This is a genomic window from Staphylococcus sp. NAM3COL9 (assembly GCF_001431205.1).
Taxonomy (GTDB): domain Bacteria; phylum Bacillota; class Bacilli; order Staphylococcales; family Staphylococcaceae; genus Staphylococcus.
Window position 1 is genome coordinate 53,844 of sequence record NZ_LGPC01000013.1, and the last position, 14,992, is coordinate 68,835.

Genomic DNA, 14,992 nt, shown 5'->3' on the forward strand with positions numbered 1-14,992 from the left:
TTAAATACTTTTTTAAAATCGTTATTTTAAAAGGGGTGGGAGAATGGAAGATCTAAAGTTATTGTTAAATGAGTTAAAGACTAAATCTTTCTTTAAAGCAGATGAATTATGTGTGATTGGTTGTTCTACATCTGAAGTAATTGGTGAGCGTATAGGTAGTGTAGGTTCTATGGATGTAGCACAAGAAATATTTGAAGCATTAAAGCAAATTGAGAATGACACAAATGTTTCTTTTGTGTTTCAAGGCTGTGAACATATTAACAGGGCAATAACGATTGAAAGGTCTAAGTTCAATCCCCTTACGATGGAAGAAGTGTCTGTTATACCAGATGTTCATGCAGGTGGTAGCTTAGCAACTTTCGCTTACCAACATATGCAAGATCCAATGGTCGTTGAACAAATAACAGTGCCAAAAGGTATTGATATTGGTCAAACATTAATTGGCATGCATATTGCGCATGTAGCCATCCCAGAACGTACAAGTATTAAACAGATTGGTGAGGCAGTTGTTACAATCGCTTCTTCAAGACCTAAGAAAATTGGTGGCGAAAGAGCAAAATATAACTAATACAGAACGAGGGGGATTTACCTATGTCATTTATTCAAGAGCAAGATAAAGAAATATATGAAGTGATTCAAAATGAATTTAACCGTCAAAATAACAATATCGAGCTAATTGCTTCGGAGAACTTTGTTTCAGAAGCAGTTATGGAAGCGCAAGGTTCAGTATTAACGAACAAATATGCTGAAGGCTATCCAAACAGAAGATACTATGGTGGATGTGAATACGTGGATGTGTCTGAAACATTAGCTATCGAACGTGCCAAACAACTTTTTGGTGCTGAACACGTTAACGTACAGCCTCACTCTGGGTCACAAGCAAATATGGCTGTTTATCTAGTCGCATTAGAACACGGTGATACTGTATTAGGTATGAATTTAAGCCATGGTGGTCACTTAACACACGGTTCACCAGTTAACTTTAGTGGACAATTTTATAACTTTGTTGAGTATGGCGTAGACAAAGAAAATGAACAAATTGATTATGATGAAGTGTTAAGAGTAGCTAAAGAAAATAAACCTAAATTAATTGTCGCAGGTGCATCTGCTTATTCTCGAACTATTGATTTTAAACGATTCAAAGAAATTGCAGATGAAGTAGGGGCAAAATTAATGGTAGATATGGCGCATATTGCAGGTTTAGTTGCAGTTGGTTTACATCAAAACCCTGTTGAATATGCAGATTTTGTAACTACTACGACACATAAAACATTACGCGGTCCTCGTGGTGGAATGATTTTATGTAAAGAAGAGTACAAAAAGCAAATTGATAAAAAAATCTTCCCTGGTATTCAAGGCGGACCGTTGGAACACGTTATTGCTGGGAAAGCAGTTGCTTTTGGTGAAGCACTACAAGACGACTTCAAAACATATCAGCAACAAGTAATTAATAATGCTAAAACATTAGCAGATACTTTAACTAAAGAAGGCTATAGAGTCGTTTCAGGCGGCACAGATAATCATTTAGTATCCTTAGATGTTAAAGGCTCAGTAGGTATTACAGGTAAAGTAGCTGAAGAAACATTAGATGCTGTAGGTATTACATGTAACAAAAATACAATTCCATTCGATCAAGAAAAACCATTTGTAACAAGTGGTGTTCGTTTAGGTACACCTGCTGCAACAACACGTGGATTTGATGAAGCTGCTTTTGAAGAAGTTGCAAAAATCATCAGTTTAGTTTTAAGAAATCCAGAAGATGAAAAAGTATTAGAAGAAGGAAAAGAAAGAGTTAAAGCATTAACTACAAAACATCCTTTATATAATTAAAATTGGAGGAAGTAAATTATGGGCAAAGTACATGTTTTTGATCACCCACTTATTCAACACAAATTAAGTTACATTCGAGACGTACATACAGGGACTAAAGAATTCAGAGAATTAGTAGATGAAGTAGGTATGTTAATGGCCTACGAAGTAACAAGAGATTTAGAATTACAAGACGTAGAAATAGACACACCGGTAACTAAAATGGTAGCTAAAAGATTAACGGGTAAAAAATTAGCATTTGTACCAATTTTAAGAGCTGGCTTAGGTATGACACAAGGTATTTTAAACTTAGTACCAGCAGCGAGAATAGGTCATGTGGGTCTATATAGAGATCCTGAAACACTTGATGCAGTTGAATATTTTGTGAAATTACCACAAGATATCGAAGAAAGAGAAATTGTAGTCGTAGATCCAATGTTAGCGACTGGTGCTTCAGCAATTGAAGCAATTAATTCTCTTAAAAAACGTGGTGCGAAAAATATTCGTTTTATGTGCTTAGTTGCTGCACCTGAAGGTGTAGAAAAATTACAAGAAGCACATGAGGATGTAGATATTTTCATAGCTGCATTAGATGAAAAATTAGATGATCATGCATATATTACACCTGGTTTAGGTGATGCTGGAGACCGTTTATTCGGAACAAAATAGTTTTACCCAGGAGTGGAGTAGAATGAAGAAGATAATGACTGTATTCGGGACACGTCCTGAAGCAGTGAAAATGGCGCCGCTTGTATTAGCATTGCGAGATGATGCTGAGTTGGAACCGATAGTAGTAGTTACTGCGCAGCATAGAGAAATGTTAGATTCTGTACTGGAAAGCTTTCATATCACACCAGATTACGATTTGGATATTATGAAGCAAGGCCAATCATTATCTGAAATTACTTCTCGTATTTTGACTAGACTAGAGGACGTTATTAAGGAAGAACAACCAGATATGATACTTGTGCATGGTGACACCATGACAACTTTCGCTGGAAGTTTGGCAGCATTATATAATCAAATTCCTATTGGCCATGTGGAAGCAGGCTTAAGAACTTGGGATAAGTATGCTCCATTTCCTGAAGAAATGAATAGACAAATGGTAGGGGTAATGGCAGATTTGAATTTTGCCCCTACTAATAATGCTGCAGAAAATCTTATTGCGGAAAATAAACCGTCAGATACTGTAGTTGTAACTGGAAATACTGCAATTGATGCTATGAAGACTACCATACATGAACATTATCAATCTGATATTATCGACAGACATAAAGATAAACGTATTATTTTACTAACTGCTCATAGACGTGAAAATATTGGGGAGCCAATGGAGCATATTTTTAAAGCAGTAAGAGATATTGTCAATAAATATGAAGATGTAGTAGTCGTTTACCCTGTACATAAAAATCCAAAAGTAAGAAGAATTGCAGATTTATACTTATCTAATCATGATCGAATTGAATTGATCGAACCATTAGAAGTAGTTGATTTTCATAATTTTGCGCATCAGTCTTATTTGATATTAACGGATTCAGGTGGAGTTCAAGAAGAAGCACCATCTCTAGGTAAACCGGTATTAGTTTTAAGAGAAGCAACTGAAAGACCAGAAGGTGTAGAAGCAGGCACACTGAAAATTGTTGGTACAAATGCGCAAATGATTTTTGATGCTACGCAATCATTATTAGAAGACAAGCAATTGTACAAATCAATGAGTGAAGCACGCAATCCTTATGGTGATGGCAATGCATCAAATAGAATTTGTGAAAATATAAAGTATTATTTTCACTTAATTCCCAAAAAGCATAGTTTTTTTAAATATTAATTGTGGTAAATGTGTCGTTTCTGTGACAAATGTGCAAAAAATTAAACTACATTTTGAATAGAATTGACACCTTTACCGCCCTATATTATTATTAAAACTGTATGATTGAAATGGTTTTCATCATTGAATGAAAAAATGAAGTGAGGCACAGTAATGAAACGTTTCAACATCATTTTTCAACAGTATATACAATTTTATTTATATGGTATAGTTATACTGTTATTTGTGTTTATTTTCACAAGTTCGCCATTTATTTTAGGACTTATCATAGGCATGATTGGATCACTTATTAATACTTTTACTTTCGAGTTTTACTTAGCGAAAGCTAAACAAAAAGATAATATACATATTTCAACGGGCAACGTTTGGAGATATTTGATTGTGATACTTGCATGTTGTACTTGGTATTTTTATAAGGACTATATAAATATAATTGGTGTGGTTGTTGGTTTAATGATTTCTTATGTTTTAATGGTTTTAAAACCATTTTTACACAAGGAATAAAATCTTAATATGAAAGAGGTGAGAAAGCATGGATCATAAAGACCCTCTAGTCAGTTGGAATGTGTTCGGTCTAGACATCGTGTTTAATCTATCATCAATTATGATGTTGGTTATTACAGCGCTTATTGTTTTTGTCATAGCTATTATTTGTACACGCAACCTCAAGAAACGTCCATCTGGTAAGCAAAACTTTATAGAGTGGGTTTTTGACTTTGTAAGAGGAGTTATCGAAAGTAACATGGCATGGTCTAAAGGTGGTCAATTCCATTTTCTTGCTGTTACATTAATATTCTTCATATTTGTCAGTAATATGATTGGATTACCTTTTCAATTAATTTCAGGTCACACACTGTGGTGGAAATCACCAACAGCTGATGCAACTGTTACTCTGACATTGTCAACTTTAGTTATCCTCTTAACGCATTATTATGGTGTTAAAATTAAAGGTCCAAAAGGATACTTCCAGAACTATACTAAACCTATTTTCTTATTACCTATTAATATCTTTGAAGAATTCACTTCAACATTGACATTAGGTTTACGACTATACGGTAATATCTTTGCAGGTGAGTTGCTGCTTGGTTTATTAGCAGGTTTAGTTATCGGTTTCCCAGCATGGGGATGGTTGATTGGTATCCCAGGTTTAATTGTTTGGCAAGGGTTCTCAATATTTATTGGTACGATTCAGGCTTATATTTTTGTAATGCTTTCAATGGTATACATGTCCCATAAAGTTCAGGACAGTCATTAATTAAAAAAAATTTAAAAAGAAAAATAGGAGGATTTATAAATGAATTTAATCGCAGCAGCAATCGCAATCGGCTTATCAGCACTAGGTGCAGGTATTGGTAATGGTCTTATCGTTTCAAGAACAGTAGAAGGTGTAGCACGTCAACCAGAAGCACGTGGTCAATTAATGGGTATTATGTTCATTGGTGTTGGCTTAGTTGAAGCACTACCAATCATCGGTGTAGTTATCGCTTTCATGTCACTATAATTAAACCAGTTTTATGGCGAAGTCTTGTAGACTTTCGCCGTTCGTTTTTATCAATATATCTTATAATTATAATGAATGAAAGGAGTGTCTATGTAAGTGACTGCTACGACAAATATGTTCGTACTTGGTGCGGCTGACACTAGTGGTGTTCAGTGGGGAACAATTTTTGTTACCCTTGTAACTTTTCTTATATTAGTAGCTTTATTGAAAAAATTCGCTTGGGGCCCATTAAAAAGTGTAATGGATCAACGTGAACATGATATTAATAAAGATATAGATGATGCTGAACAAGCTAAATTAAATGCACATAAGTTAGAAGAACAAAACAAACAAACGCTAAAAGAAACACAAGATGAGGTTCAAAAGATTTTAGAGGATTCTAAAGTCCAAGCCCGCAAACAGCATGAAGAAATTATTCATGAAGCAAACATTAGAGCAAATGGCATGATTGAAACAGCCCAGAATGAAATCAACAGTGAAAAAGAACGTGCAATTGCTGATATTAATAATCAAGTTTCTGAGCTTTCAGTATTGATTGCATCAAAAGTACTTCAAAAAGAAATCTCAGGCAAAGATCAAAAAGAATTAGTTGAAAAGTACATTAAAGAGGCAGGCGATAAATAATGGCTATCATAGCAAAAAAATATGCCAAGGCTTTATTTGATACTGCTAAAGACACAAACAATCTTGAAATGATGTACGAAGAATTTTCAACTATCAACGAAGCAGTACAACCTGAAACAAAAAAATTACAAGCATTGGATGCAGACCCACAAAAAGATGTACAACAGCGTCGCAGTTTTGCAAAAGTAGTGTTTGGTCATGCCAATCAATACTTACAAAACATGTTAACGATTCTGGCAAGTAACCGTCATCTTTCTTACATTCATGAAATATATATAGAATTTGAAGCTTTATTTAATCAACATCATAATCAAGAATATGCTGTAGTTGAATCAGTGTATGAATTGTCAGATGAAGATTTAGAACATATTGATATGATAATCAAATCACGTACAAATTACTCTAAAATCATGATTACAAATAAAATTAATCCAGAGCTTATCGGCGGTGTCCGAGTTAAAGTTGGAACAAAAGTCATGGACGCAAGTATTAAAAATGACCTTGCACAATTAGAGAAACAATTTATTAGAGTGAAATAAAAAATTTAAGGAGTGACATAGATGGCCATTAAAGCTGAAGAAATCAGTGCATTACTTCGCTCACAAATAGAAAATTATGAGTCAGAAATGGCTGTTACTGATGTAGGTACAGTACTACAAATAGGTGACGGCATAGCATTAATCCACGGATTAAATGATGTTATGGCTGGTGAGCTAGTAGAATTTAATAGCGGCGTTCTAGGTTTAGCACAAAACTTAGAAGAGTCAAATGTAGGTGTCGTAATTTTAGGCCCTTACGGCGACATTAAAGAAGGGGACGAAGTAAAACGTACTGGACGTATTATGGAAGTTCCTGTTGGTGAAGAATTACTTGGCCGTGTTGTTAATCCATTAGGACAACCAATAGATGGACAAGGACCTGCTAACACAACAAAAACACGCCCAGTTGAGAAAAAAGCAACTGGTGTAATGGATCGTAAATCAGTTGATGAACCACTACAAACAGGTATTAAAGCGATTGACGCATTAGTACCAATTGGCCGTGGACAGCGTGAATTAATTATAGGTGACCGTCAAACTGGTAAAACGACAGTTGCAATTGATACGATTTTAAATCAAAAAAATCAAGATACGATTTGTATTTATGTTGCAATTGGTCAAAAAGATTCAACTGTACGTGCAAACGTTGAAAAATTACGTCAAGAAGGCGCGTTGGATTATACAATTATTGTTTCTGCTTCTGCAGCTGATCCAGCACCAATGCTTTATATTGCACCGTATTCTGGTGTAGCTATGGCTGAAGAATTCATGTTCGATGGCAAGGATGTATTAATTGTTTATGATGATTTAACAAAACAAGCTGCGGCTTATCGTGAACTATCATTACTATTACGTAGACCTCCAGGCCGTGAAGCATACCCTGGTGACGTGTTCTACTTACATAGTAGATTATTAGAAAGAGCAGCAAAATTAAACGATGAATTAGGTGGCGGTTCAATTACTGCATTACCAATTATCGAAACACAAGCTGGGGATATCGCAGCATATGTACCAACAAATGTTATTTCAATCACTGATGGACAAATATTCTTGCAATCAGACTTATTCTTCTCTGGTGTAAGACCTGCAATCAATGCTGGTCAATCAGTATCACGTGTTGGTGGTTCTGCACAGATTAAAGCAATGAAAAAAGTTGCTGGTACTTTACGTTTAGACTTAGCGTCATTCCGTGAGTTAGAATCATTTGCTCAATTTGGTTCTGATTTAGATGAATTTACTGCACAAAAATTAGAGCGTGGTAAACGTACTGTAGAAATTTTAAAACAAGATAAAAACCAACCACTACCTGTAGAGAATCAAGTATTAATTATTTATGCTCTAACTAAAGGTTATTTAGATGATATTCCAGTTAAAGACATCACTCGTTTTGAATCAGAATTAAATCAATGGGCGAAATCAAATGCCTTTGAATTATTAGACGAAATCAAAACCTCTGGTGCTTTACCTAACGATGATGCATTTGAATCAGCTATTACTGAATTCAAAAAAACTTTCAGTAAAACAGAAGCATAATAGTTATAGTAAATAAAAGGTGGTGAGATAATGGGATCTCTTAAAGAGATTGATACACGTATAAAATCAACTAAAAAAATGAAACAAATTACGAAAGCAATGAACATGGTTTCAAGTTCTAAATTACGTCGTGCTGAAAGAAATACAAATCAATTTAGACCTTATATGGAAAAAATGCAAGATGCAATTACTGCGGTTGCTGGTGCAGATAAAAATTCAAATCACCCAATGTTACAACAACGTGAAGTGAAGAAAAGTGGCTATATTGTCATTACAAGTGATCAAGGCTTGGCCGGCGCATATAATGCAAATGTATTGAAGCATTTAGTTAACGATATTGAGAATAAGCATGCTAGCAAAGATGAATATTCAATTTTAGTCTTAGGACAAACTGGTGTGGATTTTCTTAAAAATAAAGGTTATGAAATTCATGATTCACTTGTGGAAGTACCTGATCAACCTTCATTTAAAGAAATACAAGCTATCGCTAAAAAGGCGATTGACTTATATAGCGATGAAGCAGTAGATGAGGTTAAAATCTATTATAGCCATTTCGTGAGTGTATTAGAAAATAAACCTTCCATGAAAACCGTACTTCCATTGTCTCCAGAAGATTCAAGTTTAGGACATGGTCAAATGTCTTCATATGAATTTGAGCCAGACAAAGAAGCAATCTTAAGCGTTATTCTACCTCAATATGTAGAGAGTTTAATATATGGAACGATTTTAGATGCGAAAGCAAGTGAACATGCGACTCGTATGACTGCTATGAAAAATGCATCAGATAATGCGACAGATATTATTGATGATTTATCAATTGAATATAACAGAGCTAGACAAGCAGAAATCACGCAACAAATTACTGAAATTGTTGGTGGATCAGTTGCGCTTGAATAATTATTAAAGGAGGCAAAAAAGCATGGGATTAGGCCGTGTAACACAAATTATGGGTCCAGTAATTGATGTTCGCTTTGAGCACAATGAAGTTCCAGAAATTAATAATGCTTTAACAGTCGACGTTGAAAAAGATGAAGGTACTGTCACGCTTACATTAGAAGTTGCATTACAACTTGGCGATAATGTAGTACGTACAATTGCAATGGATTCGACTGATGGTGTTAAACGTGGTACAGAAGTTCGAGATAGTGGTGAAAGTATCAGCGTACCAGTTGGAGATATTACACTAGGTCGAGTATTCAATGTACTTGGCGATACAATTGATTTAGATGAAAAAATCGAAGATTCAGCTCGACGTGATCCAATTCATAGAGAAGCACCTGCATTCGATGAATTATCTACTAAAGTTGAAATTTTAGAAACAGGAATTAAAGTAATCGATTTATTAGCACCTTATATCAAAGGTGGTAAAATCGGTTTATTCGGTGGAGCCGGTGTTGGTAAAACTGTATTAATTCAAGAATTAATTAATAACATTGCTCAAGAACATGGTGGTATTTCAGTATTTGCTGGTGTTGGTGAACGTACACGTGAAGGTAATGACTTATACTTCGAAATGAGCGAAAGTGGTGTTATTAAGAAAACTGCAATGGTATTTGGTCAAATGAATGAACCGCCTGGTGCACGTATGCGTGTAGCATTATCTGGTTTAACAATGGCAGAATATTTCCGTGACGAACAAGGACAAGATGTACTACTATTCGTTGATAACATTTTCAGATTTACACAAGCTGGTTCAGAAGTGTCAGCATTGTTAGGTCGTATGCCTTCAGCTGTTGGGTACCAACCAACATTAGGTACGGAAATGGGGCAATTACAAGAACGTATTACATCAACAAACAAAGGTTCTGTTACTTCAATCCAAGCCGTTTTCGTACCTGCTGATGACTATACGGACCCTGCGCCAGCAGCAGTATTTGCTCACTTAGATGCAACTACAAACTTAGAACGTAAATTAACTGAAATGGGTATTTATCCAGCGGTTGATCCGTTAGCATCTACTTCAAGAGCACTTGACCCAACAATTGTTGGACAAGATCATTATGAAATAGCACGTGATGTACAATCTACATTACAAAAATATAGAGAGTTGCAAGATATCATTGCTATTTTAGGTATGGATGAATTATCGGAGGAAGATAAACAAACTGTAGAACGCGCACGTCGTATTCAGTTTTTCTTATCACAAAACTTCCACGTAGCAGAACAATTCACTGGTCAAAAAGGTTCTTACGTTCCAGTTCAAAAAACTGTAGAAGGTTTCAAAGCAATTTTAGATGGTGATTATGACCATATCCCAGAAGATGCATTCCGTCTTGTTGGTAGTATGGAAGAAGTAATTGCTAAAGCTAAAGACATGGGTGTTGAAGTTTAAAAATTAGGAGGTATGGATAATGAACACATTAAGCCTAAATATTGTCACTCCTAATGGTTCTGTTAACAACCGAGAAGATGTTCATCTTGCAGTATTCCAAACAACTGCAGGTGAGATCGGTGTCATGTATGGACATATTCCAACAGTTGCAGCACTTGAAATTGGCTATGTCAAAATTAACTTTGATAATGGTTCAGAATATATTGCAGTGAGTGAAGGTTTTGTTGAGGTTAGACAAGATAAATTATCTGTTATTGTACAAACTGCAGAACCTGCTAATGAAATAGATGTAGCTAGAGCAGAATTAGCTAAATCTAGAGCAGAATCGCATATAAATAATGAAGAAGATAATAGTGACATTAGTAGAGCTAAGCGTGCATTAGAACGTGCTAACAACCGTATTCGTGTCGCTAACTTACAATAAATATTATTTAAAATTTGAAGTTCCTAATAAAAGGAACTTCATTTTTTTGATTATAATATTGTTGAACGCTATTACAATGTGTAATTTTATTGAAGGATGACTTATAAATAAATCGTTTTAATTACTATATAGAAAATGTTATTACGCTATATACATAAAAATTTTTATCCTTATATTTAATATGAATATCTTTTATAAAATTAGGGAATAGCAAAATATAACATTTAGTGATATTAAGGGTTGGATTACTGTTCTTAAGTATCTTTTAGAGCCAATATCGTGTAAAATAGTTGAATAGTATAAAGTGAGGAGCATGGCTTATGGAGTATTTAGGACAATTCTCAGTTGTACATCTTATCTTACATGTGTTATGTATTTGTGTTGCTTATTGGGCTCTTAATTCAATAAGGTTAGAGCAATTTTTTAAAAAGGGATATCCAGTACAAGTTCAAATATGTATGATATTTTTAGCAATATTGTTAGGAACAGCAGTAAGTAATTTTATTGTAGATTTACTACAATTTTCAACTCAAATAAAATATTTAGCACAATAAACCAAATACCTGTATCTTTGATTGAATTACAGATATAATAATTTAAGAGTACATAAAAAAAGAATAATTTTAATAAAATATAAAAGTAGTTAAGTGGAGGATTTAAGATGGATATGATAGAGATTAATGGTGGAAATAGATTAACTGGTGAAGTAAAAGTATCAGGTGCAAAAAATGCTGTATTACCAGTATTAACTGCTTCACTATTAGCATCAAAAGGTGTTAGTAAGCTTATGAATGTACCAGCACTTAGTGATGTGGAGACGATTAATAATGTGATTTCAACATTAAATGCAGATGTTTCATATAATAAAGAAGAAGAATCTGTTACTGTTGATGCCACAAAGGAATTAAACGAAGAGGCACCATATGAGTATGTGAGCAAAATGAGAGCAAGTATACTTGTCATGGGTCCATTATTAGCTCGTCTAGGTCATGCAAAAGTTGCATTGCCAGGTGGTTGTGCAATTGGTTCAAGACCTATCGAACAACATATCAAAGGTTTTGAAGAGTTGGGCGCCGATATCCATATGGATGGTGGCTTTATTTATGCCAGCACTGCAAATGGATTGAAAGGTACATCAATTCACTTAGATTTTCCAAGTGTTGGAGCGACTCAGAATATCATTATGGCTGCATCATTAGCTGAAGGTAAAACAGTATTAGAAAACGTAGCACGTGAACCAGAAATTGTTGATTTAGCAAACTATATCAATGAAATGGGTGGTAATGTAGTAGGCGCAGGTACGGATACGATAACGATTCATGGCGTTGAAGCATTACATGGTGTGGAACATTCAATTATTCCTGATAGAATTGAAGCAGGTACATTACTTATTGCAGGTGCAATTACACGTGGTGATATAATTGTAAACGGAGCTATCAAAGAACACATGACAAGTTTAGTTTATAAATTAGAAGAAATGGGAGTAAACCTAGATTATCAAGGTGATACGATACGTGTTACAGCAGATGGCCCATTAAATCCTGTAGATATTAAGACGCTTCCTCACCCAGGTTTTCCAACAGATATGCAATCACAAATGATGGCACTATTACTTACAGCAGACGGTCATAAAGTAGTGACTGAAACAGTGTTTGAAAATAGATTTATGCATGTTGGAGAATTTAAACGCATGAACGCTAAGATAACGGTTGAAGGCAGAAGTGCAAAAATCGAAGGTAAAAGCGAGCTTCAAGGCGCTCAAGTAAAAGCAACAGATTTACGTGCAGCAGCGGCACTTATTTTAGCAGGACTTGTAGCTGGTGGGACAACCCAAGTTACTGAGCTAATACACTTAGATAGAGGTTACGTAAATTTACATGGTAAATTAAAATCTTTAGGTGCAGATATCAAACGTACACAAAATTAATACTTTAATGTATTAAAATAGAACTCGTAACGAATGAAGATTTGGAGGAAGCAAACGATGGAGACAATTTTCGATTATAATCAAATTAAAGATATTATCCCACACAGACAACCTTTTTTATTAATAGATCGCGTGATTGAATATGAAGAGGGCAAGCGTTGTGTTGCTATTAAACAAGTTTCTGGAAATGAGCCATTTTTCCAAGGACATTTTCCTGAATTTGCAGTTATGCCAGGTGTATTAATTACAGAAGCCTTAGCACAAACAGGCGCGGTAGCTATTTTAAATAGTGAAGCAAATAAAGGCAAACTTGCGTTATTTGCGGGTATCGATAAATGTCGATTTAAGAAACAAGTAACGCCAGGTGATACTTTACAGTTAGAAGTTGAAATAACGAAGATGCGTGGGCCAATTGGAAAAGGGAGTGCGAAAGCAACTGTTGATGGTCAACTTGCATGTAGTTGTGAATTAACATTTGCAATACAAGATAAAGCGTAAATAAAAAATGCCTTAAGGGTTTGTGAATTACACTAAATCCTTAAGGCATTTTTATGTTTAGCATTTACTTTACTTTTCGAATCTTTCATCTTTAAGCCTTGGTTTAGATTGCATCATACGATTAAATGATTTTTTTAATTCTTCACCAGTTAAACCTTCATCAATCAACTGTTCTAATAAGCTTTCTGCATAAACTTGTCTCAAAGTATAGATGTGACACTCAAAAACTACAGAAATAGTGCCATCTAATTGGCTGATATTTTTAATAGTTGCGTCAAATAGCGCAGGATCATTGGCTGGACGTGTAATGACAACACGAATATCCAAGAGATCTTTATTATTCATATGCTGTTTCATAGTTTCATAATGGAAGTCTGAAATGACGATTTCAAGCAACCAGCCAGTACCACTATTTTCTTTATTTATAATGACCCCATCTTCTAATTCATATTCAGTAACTCCGCCATTTTCTGATACGATTTGAAATCGAACGGCTTTAAATGTTTTCATCGTCTTCACATCCAATTGATTAATTTAAAATTTACTATAATTGCATTTATATAATCATTATAACGTAATTTTAAATGAGAAAGGTGAAATTTGTGGAAATTAGTAGTACTTTACTTTTTGATTTATGAAAATATGAGTTTTGACTCAATTTATAAATTTAATTATGATTAAAACACAAAGGAGGTGAGCTATGATAAATAACATCGTCATTGTAGGACGATTAACAAAAGATCCTAAAATTTATGAAAAGGAGGGGAAGAAGTTAGCTACCCTTTGTGTAGCAGTAAATAGAAACTATAAAGATAAAGATCAAAATACAGTCTGTGATTATTTATATTGTAAAGCATTTGGTAAAATTGCTGACAATATTGAAAAGTATATCAATCAAGGATCACTTGTAGGTATTACAGGACAAATGCAATCACGTAAATTTGAAAAAGAAGGACAGATGCATTTTGTATCAGAACTTTATATAGAAACGATTAAATTCATGTCTCCACGAACTAAAAATGAAACTGATGAACTTTTTGAGCCATTTCCATTAGAGCAAGATCATGAATCAGTCAATGAAATTAATATTTAAGACAATGATATATACGAAATTGTATAAAACTCCCACTTAAAAATTATCCCACATTAAACTATTCTAATTAATATACATTAAATCCTACTATCAATTATACTTCTTTCAGGCTATTCCTCTTAATAATGCCCAATCTAGAGGAATAGCTTTACATATTATATCGATACATACATACGACTAAAAAAATGAATGTAAAAGTACTGTAAATTTCAATTCGCAAAGTATTCTGAAAATGCTATAAATCTCATTTTCAGAATACTGAATAATCAGTTTAATTACGAATCTATTACGAAGATATATAAGCAATAATAGTACAAAAGGTTATCACGATAATGTTTACAGCTTAATTATACATAAAAATGAGTATTAGTGATGTAATTAGTTTGTAAAAAAAATCTTGTTTTTTTTATTTATCTGTAACCTACAAAGATTTTTTGAATGGTATAGTTGTACTTGCAAATTAATCATAAAATAAATTAATCACCTTATAGGAGGACTTTTTAACAATGAAAAAAACAGTAATCGCATCAACTTTAGCACTAGGATTAGGCGTAACAGGAGCAGTAAATTCAGCTGACGCTTCAGAACAAGGCGTAGACAAAGCGGAATTAGCTCAATTAGCTCAATCAAATTCAGAACAATTAAATGAAGCACCTGTACAAGAAGGCGCTTATAATATAGATTTTAATTATAATGGTACAGACTATAGCTTTGAATCAGATGGTACAAACTTTAGCTGGAGCTTTGGTGGAGGGTCAACTGAAGCACCAGTAGAACAAGCAGCTGAGCCAGCACAACAAGAAGCACCAGCAGAACAAGAAGCACCAGCACAACAAGAAGCACCAAAAACTGAAGCAACGCAACAACCACAACAAGAGTCAACTTCT

At 34.3% G+C, this 14,992-nt stretch carries 18 protein-coding genes and 1 pseudogene; 18 read left to right on the forward strand and 1 reads right to left on the reverse strand.

Annotated features, from left to right (window positions below):
* Positions 1-43 precede the first annotated feature (43 nt).
* The 16 genes from ACA31_RS06855 (at position 44) to fabZ (ending at position 13,012) form a co-directional block, all read left to right on the forward strand.
* On the forward strand, positions 44-568 hold the full coding sequence (locus tag ACA31_RS06855; RefSeq protein WP_057512604.1) for a TIGR01440 family protein: 525 nt from the start codon (positions 44-46) through the stop codon (positions 566-568).
* Between the two features lie 23 nt (positions 569-591).
* Positions 592-1,830 carry a serine hydroxymethyltransferase gene (glyA, locus tag ACA31_RS06860; RefSeq protein WP_057512605.1) on the forward strand — a complete coding sequence of 413 codons (1,239 nt, stop codon included), beginning with the start codon at positions 592-594 and terminating at the stop codon, positions 1,828-1,830.
* Positions 1,831-1,848: 18 nt separating this feature from the next.
* Positions 1,849-2,478, forward strand: coding sequence for a uracil phosphoribosyltransferase (gene upp / locus ACA31_RS06865; RefSeq protein WP_002507072.1), 630 nt, complete (start codon positions 1,849-1,851; stop codon positions 2,476-2,478).
* Between the two features lie 22 nt (positions 2,479-2,500).
* On the forward strand, positions 2,501-3,634 hold the full coding sequence (gene wecB / locus ACA31_RS06870) for a non-hydrolyzing UDP-N-acetylglucosamine 2-epimerase (RefSeq protein ID WP_057512606.1): 1,134 nt from the start codon (positions 2,501-2,503) through the stop codon (positions 3,632-3,634).
* 153 nt (positions 3,635-3,787) lie between these two features.
* Positions 3,788-4,138 (forward strand): ATP synthase subunit I, encoded by a 351-nt coding sequence (locus ACA31_RS06875; RefSeq protein ID WP_057512607.1) that lies wholly within the window; start codon positions 3,788-3,790, stop codon positions 4,136-4,138.
* Positions 4,139-4,166: 28 nt separating this feature from the next.
* A complete protein-coding gene (gene atpB, locus ACA31_RS06880) occupies positions 4,167-4,889 on the forward strand; it encodes a F0F1 ATP synthase subunit A (protein ID WP_002507075.1) in 723 nt (240 codons plus the stop codon).
* A 39-nt stretch (positions 4,890-4,928) separates the two neighbouring features.
* Entirely contained in the window at positions 4,929-5,135 is a 207-nt protein-coding gene (gene atpE / locus ACA31_RS06885; RefSeq protein ID WP_002507076.1) for a F0F1 ATP synthase subunit C, read from the forward strand.
* Between the two features lie 96 nt (positions 5,136-5,231).
* A complete protein-coding gene (locus ACA31_RS06890; protein WP_057512608.1) occupies positions 5,232-5,759 on the forward strand; it encodes a F0F1 ATP synthase subunit B in 528 nt (175 codons plus the stop codon).
* Positions 5,759-6,298: a F0F1 ATP synthase subunit delta gene (locus ACA31_RS06895; RefSeq protein WP_057512609.1), complete on the forward strand. Its 540-nt coding sequence runs from the start codon at positions 5,759-5,761 to the stop codon at positions 6,296-6,298. The genes ACA31_RS06890 and ACA31_RS06895 overlap by 1 nt, the downstream gene beginning before the upstream one ends.
* 21 nt (positions 6,299-6,319) lie before the next feature.
* Positions 6,320-7,831 (forward strand): F0F1 ATP synthase subunit alpha, encoded by a 1,512-nt coding sequence (gene atpA, locus ACA31_RS06900; protein ID WP_057512610.1) that lies wholly within the window; start codon positions 6,320-6,322, stop codon positions 7,829-7,831.
* A gap of 30 nt (positions 7,832-7,861) precedes the next feature.
* On the forward strand, positions 7,862-8,728 hold the full coding sequence (gene atpG, locus ACA31_RS06905) for an ATP synthase F1 subunit gamma (protein WP_057512611.1): 867 nt from the start codon (positions 7,862-7,864) through the stop codon (positions 8,726-8,728).
* Positions 8,729-8,750: 22 nt separating this feature from the next.
* Positions 8,751-10,163: a F0F1 ATP synthase subunit beta gene (atpD, locus tag ACA31_RS06910; protein WP_057512612.1), complete on the forward strand. Its 1,413-nt coding sequence runs from the start codon at positions 8,751-8,753 to the stop codon at positions 10,161-10,163.
* Positions 10,164-10,182: 19 nt separating this feature from the next.
* The gene (locus ACA31_RS06915) at positions 10,183-10,587 is read left to right on the forward strand and encodes a F0F1 ATP synthase subunit epsilon (protein WP_057512613.1); all 405 of its coding nucleotides are present in this window, start codon (positions 10,183-10,185) and stop codon (positions 10,585-10,587) included.
* A gap of 320 nt (positions 10,588-10,907) precedes the next feature.
* Entirely contained in the window at positions 10,908-11,141 is a 234-nt protein-coding gene (locus ACA31_RS06920; protein WP_057512614.1) for a DUF1146 family protein, read from the forward strand.
* A 107-nt stretch (positions 11,142-11,248) separates the two neighbouring features.
* Positions 11,249-12,514, forward strand: coding sequence for a UDP-N-acetylglucosamine 1-carboxyvinyltransferase (murA, locus tag ACA31_RS06925; RefSeq protein WP_057512615.1), 1,266 nt, complete (start codon positions 11,249-11,251; stop codon positions 12,512-12,514).
* A gap of 57 nt (positions 12,515-12,571) precedes the next feature.
* Positions 12,572-13,012: a 3-hydroxyacyl-ACP dehydratase FabZ gene (gene fabZ / locus ACA31_RS06930; protein ID WP_057512616.1), complete on the forward strand. Its 441-nt coding sequence runs from the start codon at positions 12,572-12,574 to the stop codon at positions 13,010-13,012.
* A gap of 69 nt (positions 13,013-13,081) precedes the next feature.
* Here fabZ and ACA31_RS06935 read toward each other — a convergent pair whose 3' ends face one another.
* The gene (locus ACA31_RS06935) at positions 13,082-13,522 is read right to left on the reverse strand and encodes a YwpF-like family protein (RefSeq protein ID WP_057512617.1); all 441 of its coding nucleotides are present in this window, start codon (positions 13,520-13,522) and stop codon (positions 13,082-13,084) included.
* 190 nt (positions 13,523-13,712) lie between these two features.
* Here ACA31_RS06935 and ACA31_RS06940 point away from each other — a divergent pair, with 190 nt between their 5' ends.
* Both ACA31_RS06940 and ACA31_RS06945 read left to right on the forward strand, forming a co-directional pair.
* Positions 13,713-14,105 (forward strand): single-stranded DNA-binding protein, encoded by a 393-nt coding sequence (locus ACA31_RS06940; protein ID WP_057512618.1) that lies wholly within the window; start codon positions 13,713-13,715, stop codon positions 14,103-14,105.
* 506 nt (positions 14,106-14,611) lie between these two features.
* Positions 14,612-14,992: pseudogene (locus ACA31_RS06945) on the forward strand (transglycosylase); the annotation flags it as partial.

Bases quoted from the DNA above. Each gene is read 5' to 3' on its own strand.
- ACA31_RS06855 (WP_057512604.1), top strand. From the start codon at position 44: ATGGAAGATCTAAAGTTATTGTTAAATGAGTTAAAGACTAAATCTTTC.
- glyA (WP_057512605.1), top strand. From the start codon at position 592: ATGTCATTTATTCAAGAGCAAGATAAAGAAATATATGAAGTGATTCAA.
- upp (WP_002507072.1), top strand. From the start codon at position 1,849: ATGGGCAAAGTACATGTTTTTGATCACCCACTTATTCAACACAAATTA.
- wecB (WP_057512606.1), top strand. From the start codon at position 2,501: ATGAAGAAGATAATGACTGTATTCGGGACACGTCCTGAAGCAGTGAAA.
- ACA31_RS06875 (WP_057512607.1), top strand. From the start codon at position 3,788: ATGAAACGTTTCAACATCATTTTTCAACAGTATATACAATTTTATTTA.
- atpB (WP_002507075.1), top strand. From the start codon at position 4,167: ATGGATCATAAAGACCCTCTAGTCAGTTGGAATGTGTTCGGTCTAGAC.
- atpE (WP_002507076.1), top strand. From the start codon at position 4,929: ATGAATTTAATCGCAGCAGCAATCGCAATCGGCTTATCAGCACTAGGT.
- ACA31_RS06895 (WP_057512609.1), top strand. From the start codon at position 5,759: ATGGCTATCATAGCAAAAAAATATGCCAAGGCTTTATTTGATACTGCT.
- atpA (WP_057512610.1), top strand. From the start codon at position 6,320: ATGGCCATTAAAGCTGAAGAAATCAGTGCATTACTTCGCTCACAAATA.
- atpG (WP_057512611.1), top strand. From the start codon at position 7,862: ATGGGATCTCTTAAAGAGATTGATACACGTATAAAATCAACTAAAAAA.
- atpD (WP_057512612.1), top strand. From the start codon at position 8,751: ATGGGATTAGGCCGTGTAACACAAATTATGGGTCCAGTAATTGATGTT.
- ACA31_RS06915 (WP_057512613.1), top strand. From the start codon at position 10,183: ATGAACACATTAAGCCTAAATATTGTCACTCCTAATGGTTCTGTTAAC.
- ACA31_RS06920 (WP_057512614.1), top strand. From the start codon at position 10,908: ATGGAGTATTTAGGACAATTCTCAGTTGTACATCTTATCTTACATGTG.
- murA (WP_057512615.1), top strand. From the start codon at position 11,249: ATGGATATGATAGAGATTAATGGTGGAAATAGATTAACTGGTGAAGTA.
- fabZ (WP_057512616.1), top strand. From the start codon at position 12,572: ATGGAGACAATTTTCGATTATAATCAAATTAAAGATATTATCCCACAC.
- ACA31_RS06935 (WP_057512617.1), bottom strand. From the start codon at position 13,522: ATGAAAACATTTAAAGCCGTTCGATTTCAAATCGTATCAGAAAATGGC.
- ACA31_RS06940 (WP_057512618.1), top strand. From the start codon at position 13,713: ATGATAAATAACATCGTCATTGTAGGACGATTAACAAAAGATCCTAAA.